This window comes from Microvirga vignae (genome assembly GCF_001017175.1).
Classification (GTDB): domain Bacteria; phylum Pseudomonadota; class Alphaproteobacteria; order Rhizobiales; family Beijerinckiaceae; genus Microvirga; species Microvirga vignae.
The window spans coordinates 145,968-164,292 of sequence record NZ_LCYG01000004.1 but is presented as its reverse complement, the minus strand read 5'-3'; the positions used below and the strand labels follow the sequence as shown (position 1 = coordinate 164,292).

Annotated in this window: 4 protein-coding genes; 1 reads left to right on the top strand and 3 read right to left on the bottom strand. The window is 62.1% G+C overall.

The genetic code is table 11. The annotated features are described in order from the left end of the window. Positions 1 to 239: 239 nt before the first annotated feature. A complete protein-coding gene (locus AA309_RS35710) occupies positions 240 to 3,257 on the bottom strand; it encodes a Calx-beta domain-containing protein (RefSeq protein WP_052954417.1) in 3,018 nt (1,005 codons plus the stop codon). An 83-nt stretch (positions 3,258 to 3,340) separates the two neighbouring features. Beyond that, a complete protein-coding gene (locus tag AA309_RS01525; RefSeq protein ID WP_047187211.1) occupies positions 3,341 to 14,617 on the bottom strand; it encodes a cadherin domain-containing protein in 11,277 nt (3,758 codons plus the stop codon). Between the two features lie 706 nt (positions 14,618 to 15,323). Here AA309_RS01525 and lexA point away from each other — a divergent pair. Then, positions 15,324 to 16,028 (top strand): transcriptional repressor LexA, encoded by a 705-nt coding sequence (gene lexA / locus AA309_RS01520; RefSeq protein WP_047187210.1) that lies wholly within the window; start codon positions 15,324 to 15,326, stop codon positions 16,026 to 16,028. Here lexA and AA309_RS01515 read toward each other — a convergent pair. Beyond that, on the bottom strand, positions 16,006 to 18,276 hold the full coding sequence (locus tag AA309_RS01515; protein ID WP_052954416.1) for a ComEC/Rec2 family competence protein: 2,271 nt from the start codon (positions 18,274 to 18,276) through the stop codon (positions 16,006 to 16,008). The genes lexA and AA309_RS01515 overlap by 23 nt on opposite strands. Positions 18,277 to 18,325 lie beyond the last annotated feature (49 nt).

Genomic DNA, 18,325 nt, shown 5'->3' with positions numbered 1-18,325 from the left:
GGATGACACCCTCCCCGTTATGGCCGGTCTTGCGCCGGCCCGCCTGTTGCGAGTCCCACAGCGTTTCCACTCCGGCCGAGAGAGGAACGGTTGATCAGGACAGGGACGCTCTTACCGAGCGTCTTCCGGCACTCGATCGCCATGATGAGTAAGGTGGACTGCGCTCATAATCCTGAAACGATGAGGCGAAAAACCCCGGCAGTGTTGCTGCCGGGGGTGGTTTGGAGTTCAGTCTGGGCTCAGATGACGATGAAGTCGCTGTAGAAGACCTTCTTGGCTCTGCCGAGATTGGCAAACACCACCTGGCCGCCGGCCTTGCTGCCGTTGGCGTCGTACCACAGATCGCCGGTCGTGCCGTTGTAGCCGATGAAGTCGTCGGCATCGCCCGCCGCCGCCCCGAGCTTGAAGCTCTTGCTGCTCAGCGTCCCCGTCTTCTTGAGCGCCTTGAACACCGCGTTCTCCAGCCGGATCGTGTCATAGCGGTAGTCCCAATCCAGGATCCTGTCCTTGTTGGAACTGCTGTTCAGGGCGGTGTTGAACACGAACACGTCACGCCCCGAGCCCGTGCCGCCATAGAGCAGGTCGTTGCCGGCACCGCCATAGAGCCAATCGTTGTGGTTGCCGCCGGACAGCCGGTCGGTGCCGACCCCGCCCATGAGGGTGTCATGACCGTTGCCGCCGCTCAGGATGTCGTTGCCGGCATTGGCGTAGATCCGGTCGTTGCCGGCCGTGCCCGTGACCCTCTCGCTGACCCAGTCCTGGACCTGGATCGTGACGTCCTGCAGGAACCACAGATTGTTGCTCGCATCCTGGTCGCCGTCCGCGATCGTGACCTTGAGCTTCAGCCCGTAGCTCCGGGCCTGCTCGAAATCGAACAGGGCGCCGTTGGCCACCTCGATCGACTTGCCGTCGGCGCCGATCTTGAAGCGCCCGTCCGTGGCCGCCACCGTGCCGTTCGCCAGCACGAGCTGGTACGAAAAGGCCTTGCCGTCGCCATCGGCCGCCGTGAGGTCGCCGACCTTGGTGCCGGCCGCCGCCAGCTCGCGCGGCGCGATGAAGCTGGTGAAGGCCGCCTTGCCCGCCAGCGACCTGACCTGCACCTGCTCGAGTACGGGATCGCGGCCGAGCGCGTCGTCCTTGACCGCGATCTCGAAGTTCGTGGTCCGGATCGTGCCGGGCGCCGCATCGGGCATCGCCGCGGCGTCGAACTTGATCACGTCCATCATCACCTCGAGCGCCGCCGCCTCGCCGGTGAAGGTGTAGACCCAATTGTGGACACCGGAGGTATCCGTGACATCCTCCTTGATCCAATTAATGCCGTCTGGGATCACCAGATCGCCATGGTCCTTCAGGAACTTCACCGTCAGCGTGAGGACATCGTGCTCGATATCGGAGAAGTCGAGCCCCTTCAGCGGATGGCAATCGGGTCCGGTATCGACCACCTTGGTCAGATCGGCGCCGTCGGACACGGTCACGACCGGCGCATGGTTGCCGACGATCTCGGTGACGACATCGATCTGGGTGTTGGTCACCGCATTGTTCGTGGCCGCATCGCCGTCATCCAGGGTAATGACGAAGTTCGTCGTCACCGGAGTGGCCGACGCCGTGGCCCGGTTGAACGGGTTGAACTTCAGATTGTCGAGCAGAAGCTCCAGGGATTCCTTCGTGCCCGTGAACAGGTAGATGATCTGCCCGCCACTGAAGCTGGGAACCACGGTCCCGACGTTCTCGAGCACGCCATGGTCTTCGTTGAAGGCGATCCTCAGGGTGAGCGTGCCGTCTCCGGTGATCGACAGACCGCCGAAGGCCGCCACGCTCGCACCCGAATCCGTCGCCGGGAAGTCGTCAGCTCCGTTCAGCGTCAGACCAAGCGTCTGGCCCGACGGCGGCACATCCTTGATGGTGATCGTCAGGCTACCGTCCGCATTGGCCGTGCCGTCGGACGCGCGAACGCCGTAGTTCACGGTGCTGTCCGACGACACCGTCGTGACCTGATTCACCTGGATCTGATTGCCGACGATCTTGAAGCGGCCGTCCTGACTGACCGTGCCGCCCGTCAGGAACTGGTACGTCACCGTCTGGCCGTCGGCATCGGTCAGCGGCAGGGTCGTCACGACCGTGTTCACCGCTGTGCCCTCGTTCACGTTGAACGAGCCGGACGGCGCATCCGGCGCCCGGTTGACGTTGTTGACCGTGATCGCCACGCTGCCGCTCGCGGTCAGCGAGCCGTCGGAGGCCACCAGATTGTAGCTCTGGGTGTCGTTCACCGTCACCTCGATGGCACCGTTGGCCACCTGGATCGTGTTGCCGACGATCTTGAAGCGGCCGTCGGCACTGGTCGTGCCGCCGCCCTGGAAGGTGTAGCTCACCGCCTGGCCGTCGGCATCGGTCGCCGCCAGCGTCGCCACCACCGTGTTCGCCGCCGAGCGCTCGTTCACGCTGAACGAGCCCGACGGCGCCGGAGGCGGCTGGTTGACCGCTCCATCATCATTCTGAATCGTGCCCTGGGCGGTCGTTGTGACGATGTTGGCGTTCGTGGGGTTCGCCAGCGTCACGACGAAGGTCTCGTTCGTCTCGACTGTCGTATCGCCGGCGACGATCACCTTGATCTGCTTGGAGGTCTCACCGGCGGCGAAGTCGACGCGGCCGCTCGGGAAAACGCCGTTCAGGAAATCGGTCGCATTGGCCGGATTGGCACCGGTGCCCGCCATCGACCAGTTGACACTCGCCGCGTCTGTACCGTTGTCGCGGGTGACCGTGAAGATGAATTCCTTCGTTCCGGAGTTGCCTTCCGACTGAACGGATTGCGCTGTTGCCGCGATGGAGATGTTCGAGATGGTCTCGACCGTATCGTCGTTGAGCGCGACGCCGAAAACGCCCTGATGCTGCAGCGTGCCGCCAGCGGCCGGATAGAACTTGAACGTCAGATCCGTATAGGCAGCGCCGAAGCTCCCCCAGGCCTCGTCCTCATAATTGATCTGCTGCGCGCCGCCGCCGCCGGCCTTGATCCTGAGCCACCACCCGGTGCTGAAGGTCACACCGTCCAGGCTGCCGCTGCCGTACCAGACCTCGAACCGGCCCTCTGCATCGTTGTCGACGACAATGTTGTAATCGGCGGCGGTCTTTCCGGCCGTAACTCCATTGACCCTAGCAACTATGGTCCCTTCGGAGATGTTCTCGTTGATCGTTACCTCGGTGGAGGAGAGGCTTCCTCCACCATTCGTGGTGACAGGAGTAAGGGTCAATTGAAAAGCCATGGCGGTCCCCTTTGGAATGATATATCGTATCATAGACTAGAGAAGGAGCGCCCCCAGGTAAAGGGGCGCTCTGCTGTTTTTCCTCACACCACGAAGAAGTGTTCGGCGCCGATCAGAGGATGCGTCGAACCGGCGATCTGGGCGAACTTCACGCGCTGCCCCGCTGCCGACCCGTTCGCATCGTAGTAGATGTCGCCCGTAGTCTGGTCGTAGATGATCCGGGTCTGATCCGTGATCGTGCCGTCCAGCAAGGCGAATGCGTTGGGATCCAGTGGCTGGTTGACGCTGCTTGTCCCCAGGGCCGTGAAGATCGACTGTTTGAGCCAGATCCGGTCGTTATCCGCCAGCTTGAAGTCGATCAGGTCCCAGTTCGTGGTCGACAGGCGCGAGTTGAACAGGAACACATCCGCCCCTGCCCCGCCCGACAGCTGATCCCGGCCCGTGCCGCCGCTCAGCGTGTCATTGCCGCCTGCGCCATTGAGCGTGTCGTTGCCACTGCCCGCCCAGATCTGATCGTCCCCGGCCGTGCCGGTGATCCGCTCGAGGATGCGGTTTTCAACGCCCAGCGTGACCGTCCGCTCCACCGCCGGGTTGACCCCATCGCTCACCAGCACCGTGAACGAGAATTCCGGGACCGCCATCTGCTCGAAGTCGATCTTGGTGTGGTTCTTCACCACGATCTCGTTGCCGTTGACCAGATCAATCCGCCCACCCCCGTCTTCAACCAGGGTGTAGGTGAGGTGATCCCCATCCGCGTCCGTCTCCTGCAGGAACCCGACCGTCAGACCCGTTCCCAAGTGCTCCAGAACCGAGATCACACCGCCCTGGAACACGATCGGCCCAGGAGCCTGGTTGCCGCCGCCATCGACCGCCTCCGACACCACGCTGATGTTGGTGTTGCGAACCGACGAGTTGCCGTCACTGACGGTGATGCTGAAGTTCGTGGTCAGCAGCGTCCCGGCCGGGTCGTTCGGACGATCCGCGGTGTGGAATTTCAGATGCTGCACCGCGTTCTGGACATCGGCCACCAGCCCCGTAACGGTGTAGACGCCGGTCTGGGCGTCGTAGGTGCCGATTCCGAGGTTCTCGAAAAAGCCTTCACTGGCCGTGTCGAGTGCGATCGTCACGGTGATGTTGGCGCTGTCTGGATCCGTGAAGGTCACGCTCCCGAAGGGGGAGACGACCTGGTTGTCGCCGACCGGGAACGATGTCGGGTTATCGGCCCCGCCAATGGTGGGTGTGACGTTCGACGGATCGTCGGCCGTGTCGGTGACGTAGACCTTGAGAGTCTTCGTCAGCGAACGGGTGTAGGAGTCCGTCGCACGGACCGCCACCTCGTAGTACTTGCCGAAGAAATCCGTCTTCAGCAGCGGATCGGTGCTCTCCCAGTCGAGGCCTCCGACAGTCTTCAGGGAGATGCCGTCGGCAGCAATCACGAAGCGGCCACCGGCCTCATCGCCCACGATCTCGTAGGTGAAGGTGTCGCCCACATCCGGATCGATGGCCGCGAGGGTGCCGACCACCCGGTTGGCCAAGTTCTCGTCCACGAAATTCGGCGTCAGGGTGACGTCGAGCGGGTCGTTGCCGGAGCCGGTTTCCGTCCCATTGCCGTGGTGCGTGACCACGCTCACCGTGTCGGTCACGGCTGCGTGCGTGGAATCCTGCACCGCAATCGTGAAAGTGGTCGTGACCTGCCCTGCGGCGGCCAGATCCGGAGCCGGATCGAAGGTCAAGCCGCGCAGCAGGGCATCGAGCGCGTCCGCGGTGCCGGTGAAGACGAAGGTTCGCACGTCGCCACTGACTGTTCCGAGATTGCCGTTCGTGTTCCCGAGGACGCCGTGACTGTCGGTGAACGAGATCGTCAAGGTGAGGATGTCGTTCTCCGCATCCGACAGATCGACCGTGAGGAACGGCCGCACTGCAGGGCCATTATCCGTCGCATCCGTGGAGTCGTCGGCAATGGCGATCGTCGGCGCCGCATTGGTGGTGCCTGCCCCGCCCGCGCTCGTCTCGACCGTGACCTGACGCGTCACCGGCGCATGGGTGGAGTCCTGCACCGAGATCGTGAACGGCGTCGTGTTCGCCGCCCCATCCGCCGGATCGAACGAGAGCCCGCGCAGGATCGCGTCCAACTGATCTGCCGTGCCGGTGAGCACGTAAGTGCGGATGCCGTTCGTCACCGTCGACGTGGTGGGCAGACCCGTCCCGCTCAGCTGGCCCTCATTCGTCTCGAACGAGATCGTCAGGGTGAGTACGTCGTTGTCGGCGTCCGCAATGTCCACGCCGCGGAACGGATACACCGCCAGTCCGTCACTCGTCGCCGAGGTCGCCTCCGTGCCTGATGCGACGTCGATCGTCGGCGCCGCGTTCGAGCCGCTGTCGCCTACCGTCGTGTCCACCGTCACCTGCCCCGTCACCGGCGCATGCGTGGAGTCCTGCACCGTGATCGTGAACGGTGTCGTGTTCGCTACCCCGTTCGTCGGGTTGAAGGTCAGCCCGCGCAACATCAGGTCGAGCGTGTCCGCCGTGCCAGTGAACACGTAGGTGCGGATGCCATTCGTGACCGTGCTGGCAACCGCCCCCCCACCCAGCTCGCCTTCAGCCGCCTCGAACGAGATCGTCAGGGTGAGTACGTCGTTGTCCGCGTCCGCGATGTCCACGCCCCGGAACGGATACACCGCCGGACCATCGCTCGTCGCTGCCGTGGTCTCAGTGCCCGGTGCGATCGCCAGGACCGGAGCCGCATTCCCAGTGTCGTCGCCCGAGGTGGTGTGCACCACAACCTGATCCGACACCGGCGTATGGCCCGCCTGGTTGTCCGTCACGGTGATCGTGAACGGAGTATCCACTGGGCCGCTTGCGGCCGAGTCGTTGTTCGGGTTGAAGCTCAGCTGACGCAGGATGGCATCCAGAGCGTCCGCCTTCATGTTCTCGAACCGGTAGGTGATGGTCTGACCGTCCTGAGACAATTCCCCCGTTACGATGGTACCACCCAGAACACCCGCCGCTACGGCGAACGAGATCGTCAACGTCAGGTCATCGTTCTCCGCATCCGAGAGGTCGACCCCACGGAACGGATATACCGCCATCCCATTGTCCGTCGCCTGCGTCGTCTTCGTGCCGGGCGCGATCGACAAGGTCGGAGCGACATTCGAGCCCTCAGGCTGCACCGTCACGGTGTAGGCTTGCGACGACACGTAGTGCGCCTCGTCGCCTTCCATGTATGCCACGACCGTGAAGCTGTGGTCGCCCTCCGCCGTCACGTCCGCGGCCAGCTTCACCTTCCCGTCGGCGTCGATCTTGAAGAAGCCGTCTTCGCTCGTGTCGTGAAGCGAGTTGTCCGCCCATTTGAACTTGAACACGTTGTTCTGGAACGCCGGGTTCAGCGTATCCGGATCAGCCGCATCCACGTCCACAACCAGAGCGCCTGCCAAGTCGCCCACCCGCACCGTCGCCAGCGCACCGACAGACAACGCGGTCGGAGCCTCGTTCACGTCCGTGACGTAGACCTTCACAACCTGCGAAGCCGAGGTCTGGCTGCCCGACTGCGCCGTCACCGTCACCTCGTACCAGCTCTCGCCACTCGTGGTGTCATGGTGCGGAGCGCCCTCGTAGTTCAGATCGCCCGTGGCCACGACCACCCAGTCGTTGCCCTGCTGCTGGATCTCGAACGGCCCGTCCGTGTCCACCAGCGTGAAACCGGTGATCGGGCTGTCAGGATCCGCCGCACCAAGCGTGCCGACGACTTGGCTGCCGCCGTTCTCCGCAACCGGAGCGCCCGTGAGCGTGATATCCCCGGGAACAACGATGTTTGGCCCTGTCACTGTCGTGACGACCTTCACCTGCTCGTTGGTTGTCGGGAAGGCATGGTGGCCGTCGTCGAGCGAGATCGTGAACAGGGTCTCGATCGGCGTCGAGCTCGGCGCATCGCGGTTCGTCGCGTCGAATTCCAGGTTGTGCAGCAGCTGGGTGAGAAATGCTGCATTGCCGGTGAACGTATAGGTGATCTTGCCCGTCGCCGGATCGTAGCTTTCCGGGGTACCCAGCGGAACGTTCAACGTCCCGTCGTCCTTATGGAACGAGATCTTCAGCGTCAGAGTGCTGTCGTTGTCTGTGAGAACGGCCTCGCTGAAGGGTTTGACGGTCTGCTCCGCCCAATCGGTGGTGTCCCAGACCTTTTTTCCAACCGTAATGACCGGCGCCGGATCGTTGGATGCATTGCCCGACGCTTCGGCAGCCACCGTCACGTGCTCTATGGCAGGAGACGTAAAGGTAGAGTCGTTCAGGTAGATTGTAAAATCCGTCGACGCGACGTCGCCAGGGTGGTCAGGCCGGTTCTTTGGATCGAAGGCGACGGAATGGATGAAGGCATCCAAACCGGCCCGCACGCCACTGATGACCAACTGGCCAGGGCTGTATTCCGGGCTCGCTGGGTCGTCAGGACGCTGCCAGATGGTAACACCGGGGAACTGGCTGGCCGGCGGCAGGATCATGTCGCCCTGGCTCGGGTCGAAAAAGATCTGTACCCAGAGCGTTCCGGTGTCGCCTTCCTCGGCATCCGAGAAGCTCAGGTGCTTGAAGAGAGCAACCGTTTCCGTATCCTTGATCTCCCAGGACGTTGGTCCGTTGACGGAGATCACCGGAGCCTGGTTCTCGGGATCCGGCTGGTCTTCAACATAGATCCGGATGGTATCCTCAGGACCCCACACCCCCTTGTCGTCCATGGCCTTGACCTTGAGGTCATACCAGCCCTTTCCGTCGGGAGTGCGGCGCTCAGCCGGAATATCCTCGAAGTTGATCACACCGTTGACCAAAACGCGCCAAGCGCCGTCAGCATCCTTTCGCACCGTGAAGAAGGGGTTGTCCTCAATGCTGACAGCAGCGATGCCATCGTTCTCAGGGTCGTGGATCGAGAGTTCGCCGACAGCCGTGCCTCTGCCGACATTCTCGCTGATCGTGTCGCCCAGGAGTGTGATCTCGTCTGGGCCGAGGTCGTCCACGGCTTTCGACACGACCTGGATGCGGTCCGGATATGACACTTCGTTGTGCAGTTCGTCCTTCAGCGTGAAGGTGAAGCTGATGGTAACGTCCGGCTCCCCGTTGGGCCGGTCCGTCGGATCGAACCCCACATTGTCGAGATAGCTGTTCAGCGCACTTGCCGTACCGGTGAAGGTGTAGACGAGCTTGCTTCCCTGTATGTCCGGGCCGCCGGTCGTCACCCCGTCCGGAGGAGCGGGCAGGTCGAGGTAGCCGTCACCATCGTCGTAGGCGATCGTGAAGGTGAGCAAGTCGTCGGGATTGCTATCGTTCAGTACGATGCCGGCAAATGCCTTCGACACACCGCCCACGGCCACCGTTGTGAACGAGGTTGGGCCGTTCACCTGGAACGTCGGCGCCGCATTGGTCGTGACCGACACGACCTCGATCGCATTGTCGTGCGAGGTGGCCGCGTGCAAGTCGTCCTTGAGGGAGAAGGAGAACTTGATGTGCTGATCCGCTTGCCCTTCCGGCCGGTCCGTGGGATCGAACGCCACGTTGTCCAGGTAATCGTTCAGCAGGCTCGCCGTGCCGGTGAAGGTGTAGACGAGCTTGCCGCCGTCCGGCGTCGTCACCGGGCCGCTGGCCGTTACCCCATTCGGGGGCGTGGGAATGTTGAGCGAACCCGCACCATCGTCGTAGGTGATCGTGAAGGTGAGCACGTCGGCGGGGTTGGCATCGTTCAGCACGATGCCCGCAAACGGATTCGCCACCCCGTCATTAGCAGCCGTCGTGAACGAGGTCGGGCCGTTCACCTGGAAGGTCGGCGCCGCATTCGTCGTGACCGACACGACTTCGATCGCGTCGGAGTACGAGCTGGCCGTATGCCCCGGGTCCTTGACGGTGAAGGTGAACTTGGTGGCCAGATCCGGTGCCCCGTCCGGCCGGTCCGTCGGATTGAAGAACACGTTGTCGAGGAAGCTGTTCAGCAGGCTCGCCGTGCCGGTGAAGGTGTAGACGAGCTTGCCGCCGTCCGGCGTCGTCACCGGGCCGCTGCCCGTCACCCCTGGCACGTTGAACCAGCCCAGAAAACCGTCGCCGCTATTATAGGCGATCGTGAAGGTAAGCGTGTCGTTCGGCTCGGCATCGTTCAGCTCGATGCCGGCAAACGCTTTCGACCGGCCACCGACGGCGGCCGTCGTGAACGACGCCGGACCGTTCACCCGGAAGGTCGGAGCCTCATTCGCGTCATTGATGGTGACGGTGAAGGTCTGCGTGTCGCTCCGGAAGCCCGTGCCGCCGTTCTTGTCCTTCACCGTCAGAGTGAGCGTGAAGGTCTCGTTCTGCGTCACCGCCAGCTTGCTCTTGTCGGCGACGATGATCTTCTTGTTGACCGCATCGACCGCGAAAGCGCCCTGCGCCCAGGCCGGCACGCCCGAGATCTCGTACACGAAGAGCTCGTTCGCGTCCGGATCCGCCACCGTGAAGGTAGCCAGCACGTCGCCGTTGGCGGCGGTCTCGCTGATCGACACGGTCGCATTGGCCGTGGACAGGTCCGGAGCCTCGTTCACGTCGAGAACGTCGACCCGCACGACAGCAGGTTCCGAAACCATGATGCCGATCCCATCCCTGGCAACAACCTTGAGCAGGTAATAGGTCCCGGTCGCATCGTTGATGATCAGACCGTCGTTTGCCTCGCGATTGAGTCCCACGACCGCAGTAATCACGCCTGTTTCCGCGTTGATATGGAACAGGTCCCTGAGAGCCTGCGGAACATCGCTGGCCCATTCGTAAGTGACTCCCCAGCCTTCCGGATCCACAGAGTCGGCTACCGATCCGGCAAATCCAAGCTCGTTTTCAAAAATCGCGCCGCCTTCAGCGAGCGGAGTGCTTGGGGCCTCGTCGATATTGTTGAGGTTGATGGTGAGCTTCTGCACCGGACCTTCAAGACCGTCCGCGTCTATCGCCTTCACATAGATGTTGAGAACCGGCTTGGCCTCGTAATCGAGTACCGTATTGGGAGCCAGAGTGATCTCGCCAGTGTCCCGGTCGATCCGGAACAAGTTGTTGTTGTTGCCCTGTTCCGCCACGAAGCTGTAGGTGACGGCGTCGCCATTCGGATCCGTGGCCACCACGGAAACTGGCAAAATGGTCGTATTCTCGTCGATCGAGACAGAAGTCTGCCCGTTGGTCCATGTAGGCGCATTCGGCGCATCGCCGACCGAAGTCCTGACAATGATCTCCTGGTTCGTGACGGGCTGGTGAAGAGCATCCTTCACTGTGACGGTGAAGTTGGTCTGAGCGACCACCCCATCCGCCGGATCGAAGAGTGTCGACTGCTGCAGGGCGGCCTCCAACGCGTCGGCCTTGCCCTTAAAGGTGAAGCTCCGAACACCATTCAGGACGCCGTTGTCGATCACGGTCACGCCGCTGGCGGGAGCAAGCTGCAGGGCACCGTTGGCATTGAGGAAGGAGATCGTCACCGTCAGGTCGTCGTTCTCCGCATCGAAGAGATCGACACCACGGAATGGCAGCGCGAGGTCCGTGTCCTCGACATCCGTAACCTTCGTTCCGGCCGCCACGGTGATCGTCGGGGCCGTATTCGTGCCGCCGCCGGCCACGGCGGTCACCACCTTGATCCGCGTATCCGTCACGGGCGCATGCTCGGAGTCCTGCAGACCGATCGTGAAGGTGGTGGTGTTGGCCACCCCATCCGTCGGGTTGAAGGTCAAGCCGCGCACGGTGGTCTCAAGGACGTCCGCCTTTCCGGTGAAGGTATAGGTGCGCACGCCGTTCAGAACCGAGATACCCGTCGCGGCGCCGGTATTCCCCAACGCTCCGTCGGCATCGCGAAATGAGACCGTCATCGTCAGAGTGTCGTTCTCGTTGTCCCACAGATCAACGCCCGTGAAGGGCGATACGGCCGGGCCGGTATCCGTCGCGTTCGTGGTCTCGGCGCCAATGGCGACGGAGATCGAGGGAGCCAGGTTGCCGCTGTCGCCATGGCTCGTGACAACCTGGATCTGGTTGTTACCGATAGCCTGATGCAGCGGGTCCTTCACCGTGATGGTGAAATTGGTGGTTACATTTCCAGCCGCAGCCGAGCCGTCGGTCGGGTCGAAGGTCAGGTTGTGCAGAACGGCATCGAGCCAGTCGGCCTTGCCCGTGAAGGTGAAGGTCCGGACACCATTCGCCACCGTGCTGGTGCCGGTCTCGGCATTGCCGAGAACACCCCGATCATCAAGGAACGAGATCGTGACCGTGAGCGTGTCGTTGTCCGCATCAGCCAGGTCGACGCCCCTGAAGGGATATACCGCAGGGCCATTGTCCGTGGCGTTCGAGACTGCCGTTCCCGGCGCGACGGTGATTGTCGGAGCGGTGTTCGAACCACCACCGCCGCCACTGACCGTCGTGATGACGCTGATCTCGTTGTTGCTTGTCGCCTGATGCAAGGGGTCCTTCACCGTGATGGTGAAGTTCGTCGTGTTGGCGACCCCGTCAGTTGGGTTGAAGGTCAGGTCGTGCAGGATCTGCTGAACGTCGGAGGCTGTGCCGGCGTAGGTATACGTTATGATGCCGTTCGCCCCACCAACGCCTTGAACCGGCGAGTTCAATAAAGCGCCATCAACAGAGTTAAAGGAGACCGTCACCGTCAGAATGTCGTTCTCCGCGTCATGCAGGCTCACGCCCGTGAAGGGCGAAACGGCCGGACCGGTATCCGTTGCGCTTGTGATCTCGGTCCCGGGCGCGACGGTGATGGTGGGAGCTGCATTGGTGCCAGAGTCACTGGTCGAGGTGACCACCGTGATCTGGTCGTTCAGAACAGTCTCGTGCTTGTGATCGGTTACGGTGATGTGGAACGAGGTGGTGTTGGCGACGCCGTTCTTCGGATCGAAGGTCAGCTGGCGCACCAGGGAATCCAGGTCGGACGCCTTTCCCTCGAATGTGTAGGTCCGAATGCCATTAACGACCGTATAGTGCGTATTGCTTGGTACATAGAGAACACCGTGATCGAGGGCAAAGGAGATCGTCACCGTCAGGAAGTCGTCTTCGCGGTCCGAAAAATCGATTCCCCTGAACGGACTGACCCTGGGGCCATTGTCGACGGCCTGAGTGATCTCGGTGCCGGGCTCGACCGCGATGGTGGGAGCCACATTGATCGCAACCTGAAGAACATCGTTTGTGACTGTCGGGGTAATCCCATCCGACAAGGTCATGTGGAAACGGGTATTGCTGAGCACCCCGTCCGTCTGGTTCCAGGTAAGCTGGGACAGAATGGTCTGAAGATCGGTCGCATTGCCGCTGAACGTGAAGGTCCGCGTGAGGCCATCGGTAGACAGAACGCCATCGACATCGCCGGTGTTGCCCAGCACGCCCTGGTCGTCCAGGAACGAGATCGTGAGGGTGAGACTGTCGTTCTCGGCGTCGCCGACGAGGACGCCGTCGAACGCATTGACGGCAGGGCCGTCATCGGACGCATACACGATCTCGTCCCACGGGAAGATGGTCAGGGTCGGTTGGTGGTTTGCGACCGCCACGACATTGATCTGCGTGTTGGTGACCGTCGCGTGGAAAACGTCCTTGAGCGAAAGAGTGAAATTGGTCGTTCCGGGCATGTCGTCGGCTGGATCGAAGCCGATGTCGCGCAAGACGGCCTGCAGCTGGCTCGCCGTGCCCTGGAACGTGTAGGTCTTGATCCCGGTGCTCGGATCGACACTCATGCCGGTAGCCGCTGCCGCGTTCACCAGATCGCCCCGCAGTTGAGCGAATGAAATCTTCAAGATCTGGGTCTGGGGAGAATTGGGAGAGTCCAAACCGTCAGGATCCGCCAGGCTAACGCCCGTGAAGGGTTTGACGACCTGATCGAAAACCGAGGCGTTCGTGGTCTCGGTCCACGGCGCCACCGTGATCGTCGGCGCCTCGTTGTCGTCCTGAACGAACAGGCCGAAACCGTTGGATACCGACGCGTTCGTGTTCGGATCACGAACGGTCACCGTCAGAGAGATGAACTGGAGCGTCGCAAAGTCGATATCGACGCCTTGCTTGATCTTCAGGCCACGAATTGAGGAAGAGTAGTCGATCTCGAAATACTCAGCCCCTTGACCTGTAATCGTATACTCAAGATTGGGCAGGTCTGCATAATCGTCTTCGATGACGATGCTAGCGATTCTCTCACCCGGCTGAGCGTTCTCTGAGACCGTGGATGCGGTAAGCCGAAGGTTCGATGGATTCTCCGCCTGATCGTTGATCGCGAGGGTGAACGCTTTATAGGCGTAGGCTGCCCCATCCGCGCTCCGCGCGCGCATTTGGAACGTGTAGGAGCCGGTACCGTTTTCGTAGTTGAGCGCAGCCGGATTCCTGACCTCAAGGTAAGCATTCGACGTTCCGTTGTTGACAATACGGAACGCGTCCCCGCCTGCAAAGTCTATGAACTCCCAAACGAGCGCGCCACCTTCGTTGGATTGTCCCGTCAGGTTTCCGACCACCGTGTGTTCTGGCGCTTTCTCATTGATGCTCGTCGCCGAGAGACCAAGATTCGTCGGCGCTTCCGAAGCATCCGTCAGCGTGAACGTGAACGTCTGCACGCCGGTATTGCCCCAGCTGTCAGTCGCCGACACGTTCACGGTGAACTGGTGGGTGGGATAGGCCTCGTAATTCAGCTTGGAAGCGTCTATGACGTATAATTCCCAATTATTCGTCGCGCCGATCTTCCGAGCGCCGAAAGCGCCATTTCCTCCGCTGACCGCGTATGTGATGGGGCCACTTGCGTCAGTGGCCGACAATCCGCCGAGTGAAGCGCCAGTCGCGTAGGAGTTTTCCTGAATCGTCGTGGGGCCGGCGAAGCTGATATTCGTCGGCGGATCCTCTTCCGGCTCCCCTCCGGGGGGCGGAGGAGCCGCGGTCACGACCGGCTCATCTACCGTCGCGGACGAGGTGCTCGAGGACGCAGCCGGGCTCTCATCGCCACGAGGCGCGGAATCCGCCTGCTCGAGATCGGAGGCTGCTGCCGCATCAAAGATCGAGGTCGTTTCAGCCGTGCTCGAAATGCTCGAAACATCCGTGAGCTCAACCTCGTCGGAAGACGCTTCGACATTGGTCGTTTCGACATTCGATGTGCGGACATCGGACGGATCCGGGCTTTCCTGGATCTTGCCGCCCCTATTGGTCTCATCAGCCTGGAAAGCCTGAACCGACCGCCTTCCCTCGGTCGGATCTTGCGCCAAGTCGAAAACAGGCGCGCGCGTCATATCGGCTGCAGCTTGGCTCTGCGCCTGACGATCTTTGACGACCGCCTCAGCCGCTCCGCCGGAGAGCGTATCCTCCAGCACATTGCCGATGTCGATCTTTTCGCCGATGACGTTCTCGAAAACAGGCTTGTTCATGGTGACGTCCCCTCGCCTTTGCCGCTACGCACCTTCGCCAAAGCCGAGCAGGCCCAGGCGGAAATGATTTAATATTACGTAACATATAAAGACCCTGGGAATAAGGCAATGATATAAAAGAGCAATATTTAATCGACTGCTGGTTGTGGCGCGTCGATTTCTACCGTCTGCCGGTAGTTGTCGCGAAGCATGTACAAGGAACGAAACTTGACGTTCATGCGCCGGGCTACTTCCCCGCCGTGACAGCGGAGGCAGCTTGATTCTCTCAGGTTTTAAAGCTTGGCATCATGGCAAATGGCCTGCTCAGCAATCTGGAGATGAGCCACACCTGGACAGCTTTATGCTGGAGGGTCATACAGATTTGCAAGTCGACCTTGCTCAAATGCAATGTTTAGGCCGCTCTACAAACGCTGATGTGCAAAAACTGGCATCCTGCTCCTGATTCAGAGATCACAGCCGTATTGGAGATATGTTTGCGAGGGAGCCTCAGCCGGGGTGACGAATGCGGTTGAGCGCCGACGACCGTCGAAGACGCGTCATGTCTTCCGCGAACGATAGCGCAGCTACTGGGCCCTCTCAGATGACGATTTCTGCTCCATCGCCACGGCACCTTGAGCATGGACTTGCAGAACACAGCGGGAACGGCTACCTTGTTCTTGCTTTGTTTTCTAGAATCGCTCCTCTCCTGGAGCAGTAAGGGTCTGTCATGCTCACGCGCAAGCAGCACGAATTGCTCCGCTTCATTCATGAGCGGCTGCGTGAAACCGGGGTTCCGCCGTCCTTCGATGAGATGAAGGACGCGCTCGACCTCAAGTCGAAATCCGGCATCCACCGCCTCATCACGGCGCTCGAGGAGCGCGGCTTCATCCGCCGCCTGCCGAACCGCGCCCGTGCGCTCGAGGTGATCCGCCTGCCCGAATCCGTCGGCGCAGCGGCAGGCCAGCGCCGCTTCACGCCGAGCGTGGTCGAGGGCGGCCTCACGGAGAAGAAGCCCGCACCGCAGCCGGTCGCCGAGGAGCGCTATCGCGATACGGCCACGATCCCGGTCATGGGCCGGATCGCCGCCGGTACGCCGATCTCCGCGATCCAGAACCGCAGCCACTCCATCACCCTTTCGGGCGACTTCCTCTCTCAAGGGGACCACTTCGCCCTGGAAGTGCGCGGCGACTCGATGGTGGAAGCCGGCATTCTCGATGGCGATCTCGTGGTGATCCGCAGGCAGGACACGGCGAATACCGGCGACATCATCGTGGCGCTGATCGACGAGGAGGAAGCAACCCTCAAGCGCTTCCGCCGCCGCGGCTCCTCGATCGCGCTGGAAGCCGCCAACCAAGCCTACGAGACCCGCGTGCTTGGCCCCGATCGGGTCAAGATTCAGGGCAAGCTCGTCAGTCTAGTTCGCCGGTACTGATCTCGTCCTCAGGTAAATCCTGCTCGGGAACGGGCCGCGCCGAGCGCGGCCTCTCCTGAGCGGGAGGCAGTGATGCTTTTGCCACGGCTGTCCATGGCAAAACCTCCCGCCCCTTCTTCACCGATTGAACTTCCGCTGACTCGGGCGTCAGGCGGATGGCGGTCGCGCCCCGCTCGGCGAGTGCCTTGCGGTCAAGAACCACAGGTGCTCCGCAGTTCGAAGGCGCATCGAGTCGGGTGATGATGATCGCCGCACGGCGGCAATCATCCTCGAACGCCGAAAACTCCTGAACGAAGGCAGTGGCACGCTGCGCTCCCGTCTCCACAACGCAGCCGAGCCTGTCGCATCGCGCTGCTTGTCTGAGTGAAGCATCATCGGAACTACGCCCGTCTCCGTCGGCCCTTAGCCATTGTTCCACGACGAAATCGGAAGGCTTTCCGACGAGCGTCAGCTCCCGAAGCCCGTTGCGGATTGCAGCCCCTGCCCCGTCGCGGTCGACATAGATGTCATAGCGATGCTGCGTTGCGGCGAAGGCCAATCCAGCACCTGCGGGAACAAGCGCGAACCACCGCAGGTGCGAGGCTGGGATCGTCAGCACGAGAAGCCCCACGCTGAGCAACACCAGCGCGCCGACGCCGAGCGCCGGCACCACGACGGTCGAGCCGCTGAAGCTACCGACCCAGGCGGAGATATCGAGTACCTTTGCGACAGCGATGCCCATGACGTTCCAGATCGGCGCATCGAGGCCGAAGGGATAGGCGAGCACGCCGAGAACGGCGGCAGGCATCACCACGAGAGACACGAGCGGCAAAGCGAGCGCATTGCCGATGAGGCCGTAAGAATTGAGACTCTGGAAGTGATAGGCCGCGAAAGGAGCCGTGGCGAGGCTCGCAACAAGCGTTGTCGTCACGAGGCCGAAGGCTGACCGACCGGCCCAGGAGAGCACCTTATCGATCAGCATTGCAGACCCGACTTCAGCTCTTCGCCATTGCATCAACGGCACGAGCGTCATCATCGCCGCCACGGCGCCGAACGACATCTGGAAGCTCGGACCCAGCAGCGCTTCAGGCTCACGGGCGAGCACGATGAGGGCGGCGATCGAGAGGTTGCGTATGCTCAGCGCGGGCCGATCGACCAGAGCCGCGCCGAACATCACAAGCGTCATGATGAGCGAGCGCTCGGTCGCGACATCCGAGCCCGAGAAGACGCAATAGGCCGTCGCCCCCGCGATCGCCGTGACGGCCGCGATCTTCTTCACCGGCCAGCGCAAAGCGAGATTCGGACTGAGCGCCAAAGATGCACGCACGAGCCAGAAGAACGTGCCTGCGGCCAGAACCATGTGCAGGCCGGAGATGGAAACGATGTGATAAATGCCTGCCGCTCGCAGCACATCGTTTGTCCGTTCGCTGATCAGCCCACGCTTGCCGGTGACGAGCGCGGCGCCCACGCCACCGGCTGCGCCACCGATGGATACGGCGATGCGTTGCGTGAGCGTATTGCGGGCCTCATCGACACGCGCTGCCAACCACAGCGACCAGTCGGGAGCGGATGGCGGCTCGAGCTGACGTACGGCTCCCGTGAACGAACCGACTGCGCCAATCCCCCGGTAATAGGCATCGCGCGCGAAATTGTATCCGCCCGGCCAAGCTGGCTGTGGTGGTGGCAACAGGCGGACAGTGCCCGCAATGAACTGGCCTGCCGAGAGATGATCTCCGTTACGGATGGAAGCACGCACAATAAGCGGCCGCTCGGCCTCGCTCACCCCCTGCAGGCTGGAGACCCGCAGCAGAATGCGCTTGCCCTCCTCCCGATCCTCCACCGCTTCGATGAAGCCGGAAATCGGCGCAATCACGGTTCGGGTCAAAACCGGAGCCGCAATGCTGCGCGTGCGGATCACGCCCGCTGAGAATCCAGCAAAAACGGCGGCGAGGCCGACACAAACAGAAAGCATCAGGAGATTGTGGCGCAGCCACACTGCCGCAGCAGTCAAGACCGCGAAGGCTCCCAGAGGAGCCCAAAGCGCAGGTCGTTCGGCCCGGAAGAACAGGATGATCCCGAGGCCGAAGCACACGGCAAGCCACGGAAACAGCCGCCGCTGCTCGATTTCGCACGCAAGGTTGCGTTTCAGCCAACCGCGCCAGTCGAAGGCTTCCCAATCCAGGGCCAAGCCGGACGAGCGAGGCAGCGCCGCGGCCCGCGCGAGGCTGCGCGGGATCCGGTTTGGCTCTCCTTTGTTGTCTACGGTCATGGCTTTGGCTTAACGCGGGGTCGGTTGCATGGTAGACGAGGCCACGCTT

Coding starts and splice junctions, on each gene's coding strand:
- AA309_RS35710 (WP_052954417.1), bottom strand. CDS start 3,257: ATGGCTTTTCAATTGACCCTTACTCCTGTCACCACGAATGGTGGAGGA.
- AA309_RS01515 (WP_052954416.1), bottom strand. CDS start 18,276: ATGACCGTAGACAACAAAGGAGAGCCAAACCGGATCCCGCGCAGCCTC.
- lexA (WP_047187210.1), top strand. CDS start 15,324: ATGCTCACGCGCAAGCAGCACGAATTGCTCCGCTTCATTCATGAGCGG.
- AA309_RS01525 (WP_047187211.1), bottom strand. CDS start 14,617: ATGAACAAGCCTGTTTTCGAGAACGTCATCGGCGAAAAGATCGACATC.